The organism is Streptomyces sp. NBC_00885, assembly GCF_045207475.1.
GTDB lineage: Bacteria > Actinomycetota > Actinomycetes > Streptomycetales > Streptomycetaceae > Streptomyces.
Window position 1 is genome coordinate 1,248,906 of sequence record NZ_CP108796.1, and the last position, 17,732, is coordinate 1,266,637.

The 17,732-nt window shown below is 70.1% G+C and carries 14 protein-coding genes and 2 pseudogenes; 7 read left to right on the forward strand and 9 right to left on the reverse strand.

Annotated features, from left to right (window positions below; all coding sequences use genetic code 11):
• Window positions 1–66 precede the first annotated feature (66 nt).
• Window positions 67–1,959, reverse strand: coding sequence for a cellulase family glycosylhydrolase (locus OHA61_RS05730; protein WP_406302042.1), 1,893 nt, complete (start codon window positions 1,957–1,959; stop codon window positions 67–69).
• 611 nt (window positions 1,960–2,570) lie between these two features.
• Here OHA61_RS05730 and OHA61_RS05735 point away from each other — a divergent pair.
• The 4 genes from OHA61_RS05735 (at window position 2,571) to OHA61_RS05750 (ending at window position 8,935) form a co-directional block, all read left to right on the forward strand.
• Window positions 2,571–2,807 (forward strand): type A2 lantipeptide, encoded by a 237-nt coding sequence (locus OHA61_RS05735; RefSeq protein ID WP_324990005.1) that lies wholly within the window; start codon window positions 2,571–2,573, stop codon window positions 2,805–2,807.
• Window positions 2,808–2,950: 143 nt separating this feature from the next.
• The gene (locus tag OHA61_RS05740) at window positions 2,951–3,757 is read left to right on the forward strand and encodes an HlyD family efflux transporter periplasmic adaptor subunit (protein WP_406302043.1); all 807 of its coding nucleotides are present in this window, start codon (window positions 2,951–2,953) and stop codon (window positions 3,755–3,757) included.
• Window positions 3,754–6,024 (forward strand): NHLP family bacteriocin export ABC transporter peptidase/permease/ATPase subunit, encoded by a 2,271-nt coding sequence (locus tag OHA61_RS05745; RefSeq protein ID WP_406302044.1) that lies wholly within the window; start codon window positions 3,754–3,756, stop codon window positions 6,022–6,024. The genes OHA61_RS05740 and OHA61_RS05745 overlap by 4 nt, the downstream gene beginning before the upstream one ends.
• A gap of 1 nt (window position 6,025) precedes the next feature.
• Window positions 6,026–8,935, forward strand: coding sequence for an NHLP bacteriocin export ABC transporter permease/ATPase subunit (locus OHA61_RS05750; RefSeq protein WP_406302045.1), 2,910 nt, complete (start codon window positions 6,026–6,028; stop codon window positions 8,933–8,935).
• A 12-nt stretch (window positions 8,936–8,947) separates the two neighbouring features.
• Here OHA61_RS05750 and ribA read toward each other — a convergent pair whose 3' ends face one another.
• The gene (gene ribA / locus OHA61_RS05755) at window positions 8,948–9,598 is read right to left on the reverse strand and encodes a GTP cyclohydrolase II (protein ID WP_406302046.1); all 651 of its coding nucleotides are present in this window, start codon (window positions 9,596–9,598) and stop codon (window positions 8,948–8,950) included.
• Between the two features lie 125 nt (window positions 9,599–9,723).
• Between ribA and OHA61_RS05760 the strand changes: the two genes are divergently transcribed.
• Together OHA61_RS05760 and OHA61_RS05765 are read left to right on the forward strand one after the other, a co-directional pair.
• Window positions 9,724–10,473, forward strand: a complete 750-nt coding sequence (locus OHA61_RS05760; protein WP_406302047.1) for a creatininase family protein — start codon at window positions 9,724–9,726, stop codon at window positions 10,471–10,473.
• Window positions 10,470–11,117 (forward strand): annotated as a pseudogene (locus OHA61_RS05765) (RibD family protein); the annotation flags it as partial. The gene OHA61_RS05760 and the pseudogene OHA61_RS05765, both read left to right, overlap by 4 nt.
• A 156-nt stretch (window positions 11,118–11,273) precedes the next feature.
• Here the strand turns inward: OHA61_RS05765 and OHA61_RS05770 are convergent.
• From OHA61_RS05770 to OHA61_RS05790, 5 genes and pseudogenes are all read right to left on the reverse strand, one after another.
• Window positions 11,274–12,221, reverse strand: a pseudogene (locus OHA61_RS05770) (lysylphosphatidylglycerol synthase transmembrane domain-containing protein); the annotation flags it as partial.
• Window positions 12,218–13,126: a class I SAM-dependent methyltransferase gene (locus tag OHA61_RS05775; protein WP_406302048.1), complete on the reverse strand. Its 909-nt coding sequence runs from the start codon at window positions 13,124–13,126 to the stop codon at window positions 12,218–12,220. The pseudogene OHA61_RS05770 and the gene OHA61_RS05775, both read right to left, overlap by 4 nt.
• Window positions 13,054–14,148, reverse strand: coding sequence for a glycosyltransferase family 4 protein (locus OHA61_RS05780; RefSeq protein WP_406302049.1), 1,095 nt, complete (start codon window positions 14,146–14,148; stop codon window positions 13,054–13,056). Before OHA61_RS05780 ends, OHA61_RS05775 begins: the two co-directional genes overlap by 73 nt.
• Window positions 14,145–14,543 (reverse strand): 6-carboxytetrahydropterin synthase, encoded by a 399-nt coding sequence (locus tag OHA61_RS05785; protein WP_324990034.1) that lies wholly within the window; start codon window positions 14,541–14,543, stop codon window positions 14,145–14,147. Before OHA61_RS05785 ends, OHA61_RS05780 begins: the two co-directional genes overlap by 4 nt.
• 63 nt (window positions 14,544–14,606) lie before the next feature.
• Entirely contained in the window at window positions 14,607–15,584 is a 978-nt protein-coding gene (locus OHA61_RS05790; protein ID WP_406302050.1) for a zinc-binding alcohol dehydrogenase, read from the reverse strand.
• Window positions 15,585–15,692: 108 nt separating this feature from the next.
• Between OHA61_RS05790 and OHA61_RS05795 the strand changes: the two genes are divergently transcribed.
• Window positions 15,693–16,514 carry a CDP-alcohol phosphatidyltransferase family protein gene (locus OHA61_RS05795; RefSeq protein WP_406302051.1) on the forward strand — a complete coding sequence of 274 codons (822 nt, stop codon included), beginning with the start codon at window positions 15,693–15,695 and terminating at the stop codon, window positions 16,512–16,514.
• On the opposite strand, the gene OHA61_RS05800 is transcribed toward OHA61_RS05795, so the two are convergent.
• Entirely contained in the window at window positions 16,472–16,657 is a 186-nt protein-coding gene (locus tag OHA61_RS05800; protein ID WP_406302052.1) for a DUF397 domain-containing protein, read from the reverse strand. The genes OHA61_RS05795 and OHA61_RS05800 overlap by 43 nt on opposite strands.
• A complete protein-coding gene (locus tag OHA61_RS05805) occupies window positions 16,654–17,475 on the reverse strand; it encodes a helix-turn-helix domain-containing protein (RefSeq protein ID WP_406302053.1) in 822 nt (273 codons plus the stop codon). The genes OHA61_RS05800 and OHA61_RS05805 overlap by 4 nt, the downstream gene beginning before the upstream one ends.
• Between the last annotated feature and the right edge of the window lie 257 nt (window positions 17,476–17,732).

Consider the following 17,732-nt stretch of genomic DNA (forward strand, 5'->3'; position numbering starts at 1 on the left):
ATCGCCGAAGACCAGGACTCGGTGGCGCACGGCCTGAGTGCGGGCACCGCCCGCAGCGGCGGGGCATCAGTCGCGCCCCGCCGCCCACCCCGCCAGTTCCGCCCGCGCCGCACTCAGCAGTTCCGCCGAGGGCGCCGTCGCCCCGTTGGTGACGAGCGCGTAGTGCAGGACGTCGGCCCTCCCGGCCGTGAGCAGCAGGCGGCGGCTGCCCGTTCCGCCCGGTTCCGGGGCCACCGCGATCGGCACATCCGACCCGTACGACGGCAGGCCGTTGACCGTGCCGAGGTCGGAGACGACGGTGGTCCGGGCGGTCTCGAAGGACGCCGGGAGGTGGAGTTCGGTGGGGGCGGTGCCGCCGTCCGAGCGCCACAGCAGGAGGCCGTACTGCCCGGAGCCGACGAGTTCGCGGACGCGCGGGAGCGAGTTCGGTACGGGATTCCAGGTGAGGGTGGCCGATCCGTCCCGTGAGCGGTCCTCGTACGTGAAGGCGAGGGCGCGGCCCGCGGTGGCGCTGGGGTAGAGGCGGTCCAGGAGTCTGGCGTCCTGCCGCAGGACCGGCGTCCCGGAGTCGTCGAGACGTACGGCGGAGAGGTCCTCGTCGTTCCAGGCGTCGCCGGCGGTGCGGACCTTGTCGGGGTTGCCGTTCATCAGCTCGTGGTGGCGGCCGTTGTAGATGTCCCACTGCCATTGCGTACCGGACAGGACCGGGCCCGAGTCCTGTGGCCGGGACCACCAGGTGGCGCCCGGCAGCCGGGAGTCCAGGGCCTGGTACATCGCCTTGTGGACGGTCGGGGCCTTGTCGGAGACCGTCCCGGTCAGGGGATGGCCGAACTCGCTGACGACGGCCGCTGTTCCCGCGCCCGCCGCGCGGTCGCGGACGGCGCCGAAGTCGCGCGCGTACTGCCCGTCGGCGGCCTTGCCCCACATGAAGACGCCGGAGATGGCCTTGTGGTCGTAGAAGTGGGTGTTGAAGACATAGCGCGGGCCGATGGTGCCCGCGTCGAGGAGGCCGCCCTCCTGCTTCTGGAAGGAGAGGTTGGAGTTCCAGAAGAGGTTCGGTTCCACGAAGACGGGCTTGGACTGCCATCCGGCCGCGTCCATGCGGGCGCGGAACTTCTCGTAGAAGGGCCAGAGCAGGTCGCGCTCCCACATGCGGCTGGTCTGGCCGGTGTCGTACGAGCCCGCGTGCGGTTCGTTGTACGGGTCGAAGCCCGCGACGGCCGCGAACTCCGCGTCGGTGAGGTGGTCGGCGAGGTAGGCCATGGTGGTGCGGGCAGTCGCGAGGAAGGCGTTCTGGAGGCCGCCGCGGTTGTGCCAGAAGTCGTACGCAGCGCGCTTCACGGCCTCGTTCTGGGTGATGTTCTGGCCCCAGAAGAGGCAGATCCCGCAGAACTCCCGTGGATAGCCGCCGGCCTCGACCGCCCACTTGGGGGCGCCGTCGCCGGTGTACCAGCTGCCCGGGTTGAACAGATGCCGCGAGTACAGGTCCTGGTGGAAGTCGGGGTAGACGCGGATTCCGGCGGCGAGGAAGGCGCGCATCTGCGCGGTGACGGCGGCGAGATAGGCGCTGTCCACCTGGCCGCGGACAGGTTCGGCATGAGCCCAGGACAGCAGGAAGCGGACGCTGTTGCCGCCTCCGAGCGTGCGCAGGGCCGTCGCGGACTTCTCGGCGTCGGCGACGGACGCGAAGGGCAGTCCGCCGTTCTCCTCCAGCTTGGTCTCGCCGGAGACGTTGTATCCGCGCAGCACCACCTCGCGGCCGAGCCCGTCCGTGAAGCGGCCGTGGTCGACCGTGAACGCGGCGGCGGCCTGCTCGTCGAACCAGAGCGAGCCGGGCGGGGCCGCGGCGGCGGACGTGGCGCCCCTCAGGGACGCAGCGGCGGACGTGGTGCCCCCGGTGGTGAGGGACGCGGTCATGAGGACGAGCAGACCAATCAGACGCGCACGCATCATCGCCATGCCCACCACCTTCCTGACGCACCGTCAGACTGTCAATGACCCAAGCCAGGTCGAGTACCGCCAAACGCCGTGGTATGCGCCGGAATCGACCATTCCGCTCGCCTCGGACGCACCTCCGTTATGCGGTTATCTCCGCTTCTACCGGGGGCCGGACCATTTTCCCCGTAATGCCATGCCGATTGCAGCTCTGAACACCCTGCGAACACCCGAAGGAAACACTCCCTACACATGGACGTCTGCGGTGCGCGCACCACCTGACACAAGGAAGCGTCCTTCGGTGAATCTGCACACCGAATACCCAGGCGCCACACAGTCCCCGACACCGCAACCAGGCGCTGACCTGCTGGTCCGTTGTTTGGTGCGGAATGTCCTCCCATCGGCCAAGGGGCCGCACAGGCATTGGAATTGAGGCGCGGCGAATACGTGAAGAAGATGGCACCAACCCATGGACACCCGTGCACGTGACGTAATTCAGCGGACCTGAAGCACCTTGATCCGGCACTGTCCGATTAGCTGCGCAACACGCCTGCGTGCTTTGATCCTTCGCACTGCGGGAGAGTCGAAAGACCGGTCGCAGAAATTCGAGTTAGCCATGCGAAGGGAAGCTCATCATGAACTCCACCCCCCAGGTTGAGACCCAGGTAATCTCCGACGCCGACCTGGACAGCGTGTCCGGCGGCCTGGTGGGCCAGGCCGCGGGCGCCGTCCTCGGCACCGCCGACTCGCTCGTCCCCGTCTCCGGCATCGTCGACGCCGCGTCCGGCACCGTCGGTTCCCTGGTCGGCACAGCCGAGGGCGTCACCGGCCTGAACACCTCCGGCATCACGGGCCTGGCCGCCGGTCTCTGAGCCGGTTCTGTGTCGCTGGGCGGCACAGGCAGTTGCGGTGACTACGGCCAGTCGGCTTCCCCTCCCTGTCGACCGGCCGGGCCACGTGCCCCGGATCCCCCACGGGTCCGGGGCATTCGGTCGCCGCCCCCCGAGGAGTGTCCGTGCAGTTCCGCCAACAGGCCCTTTCCAAACTCCAGTCGCCCGAGGAAATCGATCTGCCGGTGCGTTTCGCCCGGCCACGCGGCCCGCTCATCCTCGCCGTCACGGTCGTCGTCATGATCGCCGCGGCCGTATGGGCCGTGACCGGCACCGTGACCTCGACCCTCGGCGCGCCCGGAATTCTCACGCACGCCCAGGGCAGCTATGTCCTGCAGAGCCCCGTCTCGGGCCAGGTCACCGAGGTGCTGGCCGAGGAGGGCGCGAGGGTTCCCGCCAACGCTCCCCTGGTGAAGGTCCGTACGGCCCAGGGCAGCACCGTCGTCCGCACCATCGCCGCGGGGCGGCTGACGGCGCTGGTCGCCACGATCGGCTCGGTGGTCACCACCGGAGCGGACTTGGCGGCCGTCGAGCGCGTCGAGAAGGCCGACGACCCCCTGATGGCGGTTCTGTATGTCCCTGCCGACAGCGCGTCCCCCGTGCGCGTGGGCGCGACGGTGGATCTCACGGTCCAGTCCGTGCCCACACAGCAGTACGGAGTGCTGCGCGGCCGGGTGAAGGCGGTCGGCCGGACCGCCCAGACCCGGCAGCGGATCACCGGCTTCCTCGGCAGCAGCCAGCTGGGCGAGCAGTTCTCCAAAGCAGGCCAGCCTGTCGCGGTCCTGGTCAGGCTCGATGCGTCGTCGGGCACCAAGTCCGGCTACTCCTGGTCCACTTCGCAGGGCCCTCCGTACGCCGTCGACTCCATGACCATGGCCACCGGTTCCATCCGCCTCGCTCAGCAGCATCCGATCGATTGGCTGCTTCCATGACCACGCAGCAGCAACTGCCGCCGGCGGGCCGCGGCCGGCACCGCCCGGAGAGCGCACCCGCTCCGCGACGTGGCGGCGCCCGCCGCGGAGCTCCCAAGCCGAAGAAGCGGCCGAAGCTGAAGACCGTCCGCACTCCGACCGTGCTCCAGATGGAGGCGCTGGAGTGCGGCGCCGCCTCGCTCGCCATGGTGCTCGCGCACTACGGAAGGCATGTGCCGCTGGAGGAACTGCGGATCGCGTGCGGCGTCTCGCGGGACGGTTCGCGGGCCAGCAACATCCTCAAGGCCGCCCGCAGTTACGGACTGCAGGCCACCGGCATGCAGATGGAACCGGCGGCACTCGCCGAGATGCGGGCGCCCGCGATCCTATTCTGGGAGTTCAACCACTACGTCGTCTACGACGGCATGGGCAGGCGGTTCGGCCGCCGGGGTGTGCACATCAACGACCCCGACAAGGGCCGCCGCTTCGTGGCGACGGAGGACTTCGACACCAGCTTCACCGGTGTCGCCCTGATCTTCGAGCCCTCCGGCAGCTTCCACCGCGGCGGGCGGAAGCCCGGGATCATGCGGGCGATGCCCGCGAGGCTGCGCGGCACGACAGGCACGCTGCTCGCGGCGCTGCTGGCGAGCCTGCTGCTCGTCGCGGTCGGCGCGGCGGTGCCCGCGCTGAGCCGTACGTACATCGACATGTTCCTGATCGGCAATCAGACCTCGCTGCTCGGACCGCTGTTCGCGTCGATGGCGGCGATGGTGGCGCTGACCGCGGTGCTGACCGGACTGCAACAGGCGAACCTGCTGCGCGGCCGCATCATCTCGTCCACGCTCAGCAGCGCACGGTTCCTGCGGCATCTGCTGCGGCTGCCGGTCACCTTCTTCGCGCAGCGCAGCCCGGCCGATCTGGTCCAGCGCCTCCAGTCCAACGACGCCGTCGCCGAAACGCTCGCCCGGGACCTCGCCGCCGCGGGCGTGGACGGCGTCGTCGTGATCCTCTACGCCCTCCTGCTGTGGACGTACGACCCTCAACTCACCGTCATCGGCATAGGGATCGCCCTGCTCAACGTGGTCGCGATGCGTATCGTGATCAGGCTGCGGGCCACCCACACCCAGAAGCTGCGCGCCGACAGCGCCAGGCTCACCAACACCTCGTACACCGGTCTTCAGCTCATCGAGACGATGAAGGCCACCGGCGGCGAGAACGGATACTTCCGCCGCTGGGCCGGCCAGCACGCAACGACACTGGAGGAACAGCAGCGGCTCGGCGTGCCGAGCGCGGTCCTGGCCGTCGTGGCGCCGACCCTCGCGACGCTCAACAGCGCGCTGATTCTGTGGATCGGCGGTCTGCGGGCCGTGGAGGGCCATATCTCGATCGGTCTGCTCGTCGCCTTCCAGGCGCTGGTGACCCGCTTTACGGCGCCCATCACACGCCTCAACGGCGTCGCGGGCAGAATCCAGGACTTCGCCGCCGACGTGGCCCGGCTCAAGGACGTCGAGAGCTTCCCCGTGGACTCGCTGTACTCGCGCCGGGAGACCGACGCGAGTACGCGCAGGCTCAAGGGCCATGTGTCCCTGGAGAACATCACCTTCGGCTACAGCCCGCTCGACAAGCCGCTGCTCAGCGGCTTCTCGCTGACGGTCGGACCCGGCCGGCAGGTCGCGCTCGTCGGTGGGTCGGGCAGCGGCAAGTCCACCGTCTCGCGGTTGATCTCCGGTCTGTACAGCCCGTGGGAGGGGACGATCCGTATCGACGGGCAGCGACTCGAGGACATCTCCCGCAGCTCGCTTGCCGCATCGGTCTCCTTCGTCGACCAGGACGTCTTCCTCTTCGAAGGCACCGTCCGCGACAACGTGGCGCTGTGGGACCCCTCGATAGCAGACGAGGCCGTCGTCACCGCCCTGAAGGACGCGGCACTCTACGACGTGATCGCACGGCGTCCCGACGGCATCCACAGCCGGGTCGAGCAGGACGGCCGCAACTTCTCCGGCGGTCAGCGCCAGCGACTCGAGATCGCCCGGGCGCTGGTGCGGCGGCCCAGCATTCTGGTGCTCGACGAGGTCACGAGCGCCCTCGACGCCGAGACCGAGCGGATCATCATCGACAATCTGCGGCGCCGCGGGTGTGCCTGCGTCGTCATCGCGCACCGGCTGAGCACCGTGCGCGACAGCGACGAGATCGTGGTCCTCGACCACGGCTCGGTCGTCGAACGCGGCCGTCATGAGGACCTGGTGGCCGCCGGGGGCGCGTACGCCCAGCTGGTCAAGGAGCACTGAGGTGGCATCCGTTCACCCGGCCGCGGTCGTGGGACCGGGCGAGAGCGACGCGGTGACGCATGCCCTGGGCGGCCTGGGCGCGCCCGTGGACTGCACCGGCCTGCGCAGTCTGCCGCTGGAGGGGCCACATGTGCTGTGGCTCGTCGTCGGCGGAACCCTGGATCTCTTCGCGGTCGACGCCGACCAGCAGGGGCACTGGCACTTCCTCGGCCGTCTGGAAGCGGGCACCCTGCTGCTGGGCCCGGTCGAGGGCCCCCGGCACACCCTGCTCGGCAGGCCCTCGCAGGACTCTCTGCTGCGCCGGATCCCGCTGCGGGAGCTGTACCGGCCGGAGTACAGCGGCGAGTACCCGGCGTACGGGTCCCCGACGGGGTACGGGACCGGCTACCAGAGCGGGTTTGAGACGGGGCATGGGACCGGGTACGAGACGGGGTACGAGGCGCCGACCCCGCTGGAGCACGCCTTCGCCCTCGGCACCGGACGTGGCCTCGGCGTCCTGTTCCAGGCTCCGCTGGAGGGCCGGGCCACCGACGAGGCTATGGCCGACGACGACATCCTGTGGATGCCGGTCCCGTCCGGCAGTGTCCAGTACGGCGCGATGTACAGCGCTGAGGCCGCAGGCGATCTGCTCGTCGACGCCGCGTTGTGGCAGCAGATGGTCAACCAGCAGTACCGGCTGCTGTCCGCGGTGGACCGCTGGATCGAGACCCTTGAGCGCGCCCACGAGGACCGTACGGCCGCGGGCATCAAGGCGGGCGAGGCAGTCAGGGCCCGGGCCGACCAGGCGCTGCTGGCCTCCATCGGCAGGCCCGAGCGGGCCGGGCGGGCATCCGCCGGAGCGGACGGGGCCGACGACGACGCGACCTTCGCCGTCTGCCGACGCGTGGCGGAAGCCGCCGGGATCACGCTCACCGAGCCGCCGAAGAGCGGCCAGGTCAGCGACCGCATCAGTCCCGTCGAGCGGATCGCGACCGGCTCCCGGATCCGCACCCGCGCGGTCCGGCTGGAGGGACGCTGGTGGCGTACGAACACCGGTCCCCTGGTGGGCCATTGGGCCAAGTCCGGCGCCCCGGTCGCCCTGCTGTGGCGCCGTGGCCGCTACGAGGCGGTGAACCCGGCCTCCGGCCTGCGCATCCGAATCGGCGAGAACCAGGCGGAGGAACTCGAGCCGCGCGCCGTGATGTTCTACCGCCCGCTGCCAGAACGGCCCATGACCCCCTGGCGCCTGCTTCGCTTCAGCCTGCGCGGTGCCGCAACGGACGTACGCAATCTGGCGATCGGCGGACTGGTGACCGTCGCCCTCGGCGCGCTGGTGCCGATCGCGACCGGCCAGGTGCTCGGCGTATACGTACCGACCGCCGAGAAGAGCCTCATCGTCCAGGTCGCCCTGGCCGTGATGATCGCCGGCATCGTCTCGGCCGCCTTCATGCTGCTGCAGAACCTCACGGTCCTGCGGATGGAGGGCCGCATGGAGAGCCAGCTCCAACCGGCCGTGTGGGACCGGCTGTTGCGGCTGCCGACGCGATTCTTCACCGAGCGCTCCACCGGCGAGCTGGCCAGTGCGGCGATGGGCGTCAGCGCCGTCCGGCGGCTGCTGTCCGGCATCGGCCCGGTGGCCCTGCAGGCGGGCACGGTCGGCGGGATGAACCTCGTACTGCTGCTCTGTTACAGCGTGCCGCTGGCGCTCACGGCCATCGCCATGCTCGTCGTCATCGGGGCCGTGTTTGTCGGGATGGGACTGTGGCAGCTGCGCTGGCAGCGGGAGCTTGTCGAACTCGGCAACAAGCTCAACAACCAGGCTTTCCAGACCCTGCGCGGACTGCCCAAGCTGCGGGTCGCGGCGGCGGAGAGCTTCGCGTACGCCGCGTGGGCGCGGGAGTTCGCCCGCTCCCGGGAACTCCAGCAGCGGGCGGGGCGGATCAAGAACATGACGACGGTCCTCGACGCGGTCTATCTGCCGCTCTGTTCGCTCACCATGTTCATGCTGCTGGCCGGTCCCGCGCGCGGGAGCATGTCGGCGGGTGAGTTCCTGACGTTCAACACCTCCGTCACCATGCTGCTGACCTCGGTCACCCAGCTGTCGGGGGTGCTGGTGTCGGCCGCCGCCGCGCTGCCGATGTTCGAGCAGATCAGGCCGGTCTTCGACGAGGCTCCCGAGGTCCGCGGGGCAAGTGCCCAGCCCTGCACCCTGTCCGGCGGGATCGAGACCAGAAAGCTCAGCTTCCGCTACGCCGACGACGGCCCGCTCGTCCTCGACGACGTGTCCCTCCAGGTGCGGCAGGGCGAGTTCGTGGCGATCGTCGGCCCCAGCGGCTGCGGCAAGTCGACGCTGCTGCGCCTCCTCATCGGCTTCGACCGGCCGGCCTCGGGCAGTGTCCTGTACGACGGCCAGGACCTGGCGGCCCTTGACCAGGCCGCCGTACGCCGCCAGTGCGGAGTCGTCCTGCAGAACGCACAGCCGCTGACCGGATCGATCCTGGACTGCATCTGCGGCACCGAGGCGTTCACCCAGGAAGAGGTGTGGGAGGCGGCCGAGATGGCGGGCCTGGCCGAGGACATCAAGCGCATGCCCATGGGCCTGCACACGATGATCGCGGGCGGCGGCGCAATATCGGGCGGCCAGCGCCAGCGCCTGATGATCGCCCAGGCCCTTGTCCGCCGCCCCCGGATCCTCTTCTTCGACGAGGCCACGAGTGCGCTGGACAACGAGGCCCAGCGCATCGTGATCGAGTCCACCCGCCGCCTGAGCGCGAGCCGCGTCGTGATCGCCCACCGGCTCTCGACCGTGATGGACGCCGACCGCGTAATCGTGATGTCGGACGGCCGGATCGTGGAGCAGGGGACCCCGGCGGAGCTGCTCGCGCACGGCGGCGGGCATCTGCACGAGCTGGTGCGCCGGCAGATGGCGTGACGTACGCGCTGCCTATTCGGCTGCGCCGTCCAGGTGCGGCAGGTAGTGATCGAGGCGGTCCCGCTTGGTCCACAGATAGGACCTGTTCTCCGCGCGCGGCGGTATCAGCAGGGGTACCAGATCGGCGATCTTGATGCCGTGCCGCAGCAGCGCCTCGCGCTTGAGCGGGTTGTTCGAGAGCAGCCGCACCGACCGGACGCCGAGATCGTGCAGGATGTCCGCCGCCACCTGGTAGTCGCGGGCGTCGACCGGGAGCCCGAGGGCGATGTTCGCCTCGACCGTGTCGAGGCCCTCCGCCTGGAGCTTCATCGCCCGGAGCTTGGCCAGCAGGCCGATCCCGCGCCCCTCATGGCCCTGGAGGTACACGAGGATGCCGTGCCCTTCCTCCACGATGGCACCGAGCGCCGCGGACAGTTGGTCGCCGCACTCGCAGTGTTTGGAACCGAAGACATCTCCGGTCAGACACTCCGAATGCACGCGGGTAAGCGCTCCTTCTCGCTCGACATCGCCGAATACCAGCACCATTTGTTCCTCGCCGCTATTGCGGTCCAGGTAGCCGATCGCGACGAAATCGCCGTGCACGGTGGACAGTTGGACATCCACCACTCGTTCGACACCTGATGGACGAACACTTCCGCGGAACGCGCCATCACTTTCTGTCATGCGCCCGATCCTATCTGGCAGACTGCGTGTGGTGTGAGGGAAAATGACGAAGGGCACAACTGGGCGCCCGATTCATCACGTTCGACCATCGGCGCGCAGAGCGAACGACGAAAGGCCGGAAAGACATGAGCAGTTCGGGAACGCCATGGCAGGCAGCGGGACTGTTGCCGTGGCACTCCACGGAGGATGTGAGGGCCGAGGGGGCCGACATCGCCATCCTTCCCATCGGCAGCTTCGAGCAGCACGGTGCGTATCTTCCATTGGTGACCGACACGGTCGTCGCCTGCACCATCGCGCGTGAGGTCGCCGCAGCTCATCGGGTACTCCACCTTCCTCCGTTGACCGTCTCCTGCTCCCACGAACATGCCTCCTGGCCGGGCACGGTCAGTATTTCCGCCGCGACCCTCATCGCGGTGGTACGGGACATCGCCGACTCCCTGAGCCGGTCCGGTATCGGCGCCCTCATTCTGCTCAACGGCCACGGGGGGAATTACGTACTGCGCAATGTGGTTCAGGAATCCGATAGCAACGGTATCCGCATGGCGCTTTTCCCGGGCACGGCGGACTGGGACGCCGCCCGGGCCAGAGCAGGTGTACAGACCCCGTCGCACAGCGATATGCACGCGGGAGAAGTGGAGACATCCATCCTGCTGCACGCCCATCCCGAACTCGTCCGGCCCGGCTTTGAGACATCCGATTTCCTTGCCGACGAGCGTAAGCATCTCCTCACTCTCGGTATGGAGGCATACACGGACTCCGGAGTCATCGGACGTCCGTCAATGGCATCCGCCGACAAGGGAAAGGAACTGCTGGCCTCACTTGTCGAATCCTTCGGTGAGTACGTCTCGCTGCTCTCCGGGCGAGCGACGCGATGAGCGGCCCCGGTGGTGCGCTGGATACGTCGGAGGCCTGGAAGCGGCTGCGAGCCGTACGGACCGGGGCGGACGCCGAGGCGGCCGGGCTGGTCCTGGACCCGAAGAGCGGCGGGCGCTGGACGCAGGACGCCTCGCCCGGGGCCGAGTGGCTCGCGGAGCGCTATCTGCCGCTGTGCCTGGCCGGTCCGCGCGTGGCATTCGCGCAGCTCGGGCAGAGCCTTGACGGCTTCATCGCGACCCGTACCGGCGACGCCGACTATGTCACCGGCGAGGAGGACCGCAGCCATCTGCACCATCTGCGTGCCCTGGCCGACGCGGTGGTCGTCGGTGCGGGCACGGCCGTCGCGGACGATCCTCAGCTGACCGTGCGTGCCTGCGCGGGGACCAACCCGGTGCGCGTCGTCCTCGATCCGCGCGGCCGGGTGCCGCTGGGGCGCCGGGTGTTCACCGATGGGTCAGCCCCCACTCTGTGGGTGGTGGGCGCCGGCAGTGGCCACGACAAGTCCGTCCCCGACGGTGTCGAGGTTCTGACCCTGCCGGACCAGGACGCGTTCGCCCCGGGACGCCTGCTGGACTCGCTCGCGCGGCGCGGCCTTGGCCGGGTGCTGGTCGAGGGCGGCGGCGTCACCGTCTCGCGCTTCCTTCACGAGCAGGCGCTGCACCGGCTGTACGTCACCGTGGCGCCGGTCCTGATCGGTGACGGCATCCCCGGGCTGCGCTTCGCCGGACAGCCGGTGATGCGCCATGCGCTTCGCCCACCGGTCCGACGTGCCTTCCTCGGCGAGGACACGCTCTTCGAGTTCGACCTGCGGGCGCCGCAGCCGGGCGAGCCAGGGGCCGACGAGGACGCCGATGCCGGGCAGGCTCGCGGCGAAGGTGAGCACTCCGTAGACCACGGCGACGGTCAGGCCCTGGGCGGCTCCCAGCCCGGCGGCGCCGAAGGCCCAGGCGGTGACGCCTTCCCTGGGCCCCCAGCCACCGACGTTCAGCGGCAGCGCCATGGCGAGCAGAGCGAGCACCATCAGGGGAGCCAACTGGGCGAACGGAGCCGTTGACCCCGCTGCCCGCGCGGCGAGAAGGAACATGCCCAGATGCCCCGCCAGCACCGCGACGGAGGAGATCACCACTCCCGGCCAGCTGGCGCGGGCGAGCAGTCCCAGGCGCGCTTCGGCCAGCGCGGTGCGGGTCGCCCGGTGCCATCGCGAGGTGCCGGGCTTCCCGCGCCGCCGGACGGCGACCGTGATCATCAGTGCACCCGTGACGGCGACGGCCGCGGCGAGAACCGGCACGGTGGCGAGGTGGCGGGCCGCTGTCAGCGCCGGGGACGGCTGGACGAGCAGCACCACCCCGCCGACGGCGATCAGGACCACCTGCCCCGCAGTCCGTTCGAGGACCACAGCGCGGACGCCGCGGCCGATGTCACCGGTGTTCTGCCCGTGCCGTACCGCGCGGTGCACATCGCCGAGCACGCCACCGGGCAGGGCCGCGTTCAGGAACAGGGCCCGGTAGTAGTCGGCGACCGCCCGGCCCAGCGGCAGCCGGATGTCCAGGCCGCGGGCCACCAGGCGCCAGCGCCAGGCGCTGAACACGGTGGTGAGCAGGCCCAGCCCGAGGGCGGCCAGAAGGGTCGGTCCGTCGATCCTGCGCAGCCCGTCCAGGAAGGCGCCGGTGCCAAGACGCCACACCAGCACGGCCAGGATGCCCGCTCCGGCGAGCGTGCCGATACGGGCCCTCGTCTGCCCGCTCATGAATTGCCACCCGTCGCGCTGGGCAGTGCCAGCAGATCGCTGTGCTGCACGACCACTGTCAACTCGCCCGCCGCGCACGCCGCCAGGCGGCGGCGCAGATACGCCTGGGCGCGGGGGGCCAAGGAGGGACGCTGCTCGCAGGCGGCGCCGACCCAGCCGCGCAGCCACTGCGCGGTCAGCAGCGCATCGTCGGCGCCGAGTTGCCAGGGGCTGGCATGCATCCGTACCGTCACGCCCTGCCGTACGAAGGCTTCCGCGGCGAACGTGACGGCTTCGGGCCCCAGCAGACCCTCGCGTTGCTGGTGTTCGTTGAAGGCTTCGGCGATCTGGTCGTCCAGCGGCTCGGCCGGTGTCAGCTCGACCCGCCCCACCACCGACAGGGCCAGCAGCGCCGGGCAACGGGCCCCGGCGCAGGCCCGGGCGAGCGCGGTCACCTCGTCGCGGGTGAGTACGTCCAGCAGCGCGGAGGCTGTCACCAGCGAGGCACTGGCCAGGAGGTCCGCCGTCAGGTGGGCGATGTCGCCGCGCTCCGTGGTGACCGTGACGCCGCTGCCGTCGGCTGCCGTACGGGGAGTGTGAGCGGCCGCCAGGCGGAGGAGTTCGGGGTCGTGGTCGTGCAGGATCCAGTGCTGGGGGCCAGGGAGCCTGGGTGCGAGCCAGCGCCCCATGGAGCCCGTGCCGCAGCCGAGATCGCGGATCACCAGACCGCCGGCCTTGTGGCCCGCCAGCCACTCTCGCAGCGGGTCGAGGAGTTCGGTCGCGCGGGAGGCAGCGTCGGCGCCCTCCCGCAGCTCGAGCCACTCGGGGGCGTAACGGGGTGCGTCGGTCGCATTCACGCGGCCCTCCGGGGATCGAGTCGGACGTGTTCCAGAGCGCCCGCCAGATTCCGGGCCGTGGTCTCCCACCCGTCCAGCGCGGCGCGCCGGGCGCCGGCGGCCGCCCTCAGCCGACGGCGCAGGGCGGGGTCGCCGAACCAGCGGCGCAGCGCCGTCGCGAGCGCCCCGGCGTCTTCCGACCGTACGAGCAGGCCCGGCACAGTGCCGTCGGGCGCGTGCCCGACAGCCTCCGGGAGCCCGCCGACGGTGGTTGCGAGTACGGGGATGCCGCGGGCGAGCGCCTCGGTCACCGCCATGCCGTACGTCTCCGCGTACGAGGTGAGCAGCAGGAGGTCGGCATCGGCGTAGGTCGCGTCCAGCTCCGCGCCGCTCTGCGGCCCGACGAGGTGCACCCGGCCGTCGAGGCCGGACTTTTCGATCAGCGCGCGCAGTTGGGCGACGTATGCGGGGTCCTGTCCGAGGCCTCCGGCGCACACGAGCGTCCAGGGCAGGTCCGCGACGTCGGCCAGGGCCTCCACCAGCCGGAGCTGCCCCTTGCGCGGGGTCACCGAGGCGACGCAGATCAGCCGCGAGGCTCCGTCGGTGCCGCAGGCCGGGGGCTCGATGTCGGCGCCAGGGGCTGCGACATGGACCCGGCCGGGGTCGAGCCCGTGGTGGGCCACAAGCCTGCGGGCCGCCCATTCGCTGGTCGCCACGACCGCGGGCACGGATCGCAGGGTCCTGCGCTCCAGAGCGTCGAGCTCACTCACCCGCGACGGAGCGAGCCCTGTCTCGTCGCCCAGCGGCAGGTGCACCAGTACCGCGATGCGCAGCCGTCCCGTCTCGGGGACGACGATGTCGGGAACGGCGCAGGCGACGAGTCCGTCGAGGAGGACGACGACGCCGTCCGCAGCCCTGGCCAGGATGCGGGCCAGCTCCGCCCGGGCGTCCGCTCCCGGCTGCGGCCAGCTGCCCGCGACGGTGTGCTCGCGGACCTGCCAGCCGGTGCCGGGCAGCTCCCGGCACAGGCGGCGGTCGTAGATGTTGCCGCCACTGGGCGCGGCCGGATCGTCCACCCCGCCCGGCATGACGATGTGCACCGAGCGGCTCATAGTGATCGCTCGTAACTCGCCCAGGCGACATGCGACTCGTGCAGGGTGACCGTGATCCCGGCCAGCCCGCGTGCGCCCTCGCCCAGAGCCCCCGCGTGCACCCGCTCGGCAAGGCGGTCGGCGATGACCTTGGCCAGGAATTCCGTACTGGTGTTGATGCCGGCGAAGTCGGGGTCGTCGTCGAGATTGCGGTAGTTCAGCGCGCCCACGACGGTGCCGAGCTCCTGGGTGGCCAGGCCGATGTCGACGACGATGTTGTCCGCGTCCAGTTCGGGGCGGCGGAAGGTGGCGTCCACGAGGAACGTAGCTCCGTGCAGGCGCTGCGCGGGTCCGAAAACCTCCCCGCTGAAGCTGTGAGCGATCATGATGTGATCACGGACGGTGATGCTGAACAAAGGACGACCCTCCAGGTGCGGTGGCACATCTGACCTGTAGTACGGCCGATCGGTCCGCCCTGTTCAGCGGTCGTACCGTACGCGCAGACACAACCCCGGAAGATCGCCGGAAGCAAGCCTCGGCAGCGCATCCGGGAGCTCGTCGAAAGCACACTCCGCAGTGATCAGCGCATCGAAGGCGGGATCGGCGAGCAGGTCGAGCGCGAGAACGAGCCGGTCGGCGAAGGTCCGGCGCGAACCCCTGGCCGGGGACACCGTGCCGACCTGGCTGCTGCGTACGACGAGGCGGCGGGAGTGGAAGGCCTCCCCCAGCGGCAGGCTGATGCGCCGGTCTCCGTACCAGCTCAGTTCGAGGACTGTGCCCTCCGGGGCGAGGAGTTCCAGCGAGCGCGCCAGTCCCTCCTCGGTGGCACTGGCGTGGACGACGAGATCGCAGTCGCCCGCGGCCTCCTCGGGGAGCGCGAAGTCGACGCCGAGGGCGCGTGCGATGTCCGCGCGCGCGGGATTGGCGTCGACGAGCTGGACGCGGACGGCGGGGAAGCGGGCGAGTACGGCCGCGACACTGGCGCCGACCATACCCGCGCCCACGACGGCGATGCGGTCGCCGAGCATCGGTGCCGCGTCCCAGACGGCGTTCACCGCCGTCTCCACCGTCCCGGCGAGCACGGCCCGGGCGGCGGGGACGCTGTCCGGCACCGGAGTGACGGCACTCGCGGGGACGACGAACCGGGTCTGGTGCGGATAGAGGCTGAAGACCGTACGGCCCACCAGCTCCCGCGGCCCCTCCTCCACAAGACCCACGTTGAGATAGCCGTACTTGACGGGCCCGGGGAAGTCGCCTTCCTGGAACGGCGCCCGCATCACGCCGTACTGGCTCTCCGGTACACCCCCGCGGAAGACCAGGGTCTCGGTGCCGCGGCTCACCCCGGAGAAGAGCGTGCGCACCAGCACCTCGTCGGCGGCGGGGGCCGGCAGGACGACCTCCCGGACCTCTCCATGGCCGGGAGAGCGGAGCCAGAAGGCACGGGCGACGCGCTGCATCGGCGTCCTCCTGAACGATCGCGCGGTAATTAACGTACTGGTGGCTGAAGCCGCGGCCACGGTACGCGGGAATGATCGACTCTGTCACTCACCCGGAGGTTGCGCACGGTGGCCTTGAACAACGCGTACGACATGAGGCCACTGCGGCACGAGACAGCCGTGGGAGCGGGCGCACAGCTCGCCCTGCTGGCTCTGCTCGGCACGGTGATCGGCCTGGGACCCGCGGGCTGGCTGACGGGCCTGGCCTTCGGGGTCGCCACCTGGGCGGCCCTGACCCGCGCCCTGCGCCGCTCCTGGCTCGAGTCCTTCGGACCGGCCAATCGTGTGACCCTGGCCCGCGCGACGCTTGTCGGCGGCGTGACCGCACTGGTCGCGGACTCCTTCGAAAGCCCGCCCCCGGTCACGGTCCTGGTCGCCCTCACGACGGTCGCCCTGATCCTCGACGCGGTCGACGGCAAGGTCGCCCGCCACACCGGCACATCGTCCCCTCTGGGGGCACGCTTCGACATGGAGGTCGACGCGTTCCTCATCCTGGTGCTCAGCATCTACGTCGCCATGTCCCTGGGCCCCTGGGTGCTCCTGATCGGCACCATGCGCTACGCCTTCGTCGCGGCGGCGCGGGTCCTGCCCTGGCTGAACGGAGCCCTGCCGCCGAGCACGGCCCGCAAGACCGTGGCGGCGCTGCAGGGGATCGTGCTGCTGGTGGTGGGCGCGGGGATCCTGCCGGTTCTGCCTGCCTTCGCGGCGGTGCTCGTGGCGCTGGCGCTGCTGGTGTGGTCCTTCGGACGGGACATCAGGTGGCTGTGGCGGGTGCGGGACGCGGAGGCGGCCGCGGACGTGTGCCGGTCGCCCGACCTGTCCCCCGCCTCCAACCGCCAGCAGGCGCTTCAGACTCCGGCGAACTCGATGAATGCGACCCACGCAGCCTGAGACACCGCGAACCGCGGCCCGTCCTTCTCCTTGGAGTCACGGACATGGACGGCGTCCGGTCGGCGCGCGACCTCTACGCAGCTGTCACCCTGGGAACCGCTGTAGCTGCTCTTGAACCAGTCCAGCTTGTCGTTGGTGCTCATAGCGCTCCTCGCATCCGCTGCAACAGCTCCGCCGAGTCCGCCGGAGACAGAGCTTGTGAGCGCATCTTGGCATAGCGCATCTGCATCAGGCTGACGTCTTTCGGGCCAGAGTTCAGCTGCCCGGTCTGCTGGCCCTCCGAGTAGCCCAGCCACTTGTTGTCGGGCGTCTCCAGAAGCTGCATCGGGCCGTCCGTACCAGCGTGATACGGCTGTCGCAGCGGCATGATCTGCAGCTCGACGTTCCACAACTCGGCGCAGGCGATGAGGCGGTCGAGGAGTTCCCGTGTGACGCTCTCGCCGCCGGTGTGCCGCAGCAGCACCGACTCCTCGACGATGAAGCTGAACGCGATCGGTGGCGTACGGGTCAACAGCTCCTGCCGCTCCATGCGCGCGGCGATCCGCTCCACGACCTCCGCCTCGGTGGGCGGCGGTGGGACGTTCAGCATCACGGCACGCGCGTACGCCTCGGTCTGCAACAGACCGGGCACCACCCGGCATTCGTATGTGCAGAGGCTCATGGCCGCGGACTCCAACTGCGCCCACAGCCGGAACCACGCGGCCAGACCCGGCCGCCGCGACACATGCTGGGCCACCGCCCGCAGCACGCCGAACGAGTCCAGTGCCTCCTCCGCCCGCTCGACGAAGTCGCCGGGAGGCATGCGCCGCCCCTGCTCGATCGAGGCGACGCACGCATGCGAATAGCAGACCAGCGGCGCGAGTTGCTCCTGCGTGAGCGAGGCCCGTTCACGGAAGATCTTGAGGACGGCTCCGAACGCCTTGAGGCTGTCGGACTGTTCGGGTGCACTGCTGTTCGCCATGGGTGGCGACCCCCTTGTCGCGCTCGTCGCACTCTTTGCTTCTGTTTAACGACCCCATGGTCACGTTGGGTTACTCGTACCGTCCAGAGGGTGAGCTCGTACGGGGACGGTGCGTACGAGCCGAGGAGTATCGGGTGGTTCGCCCTATCCGTCGCTGGATGTGTCCGAAAACTAGGCAGGAGACTTTTCAACAGGTACGTTTCGCTCCCTGAGTTGCACTGCGTAGTGCCCCCGACACGGGGGAAGGGAGCGGCCTA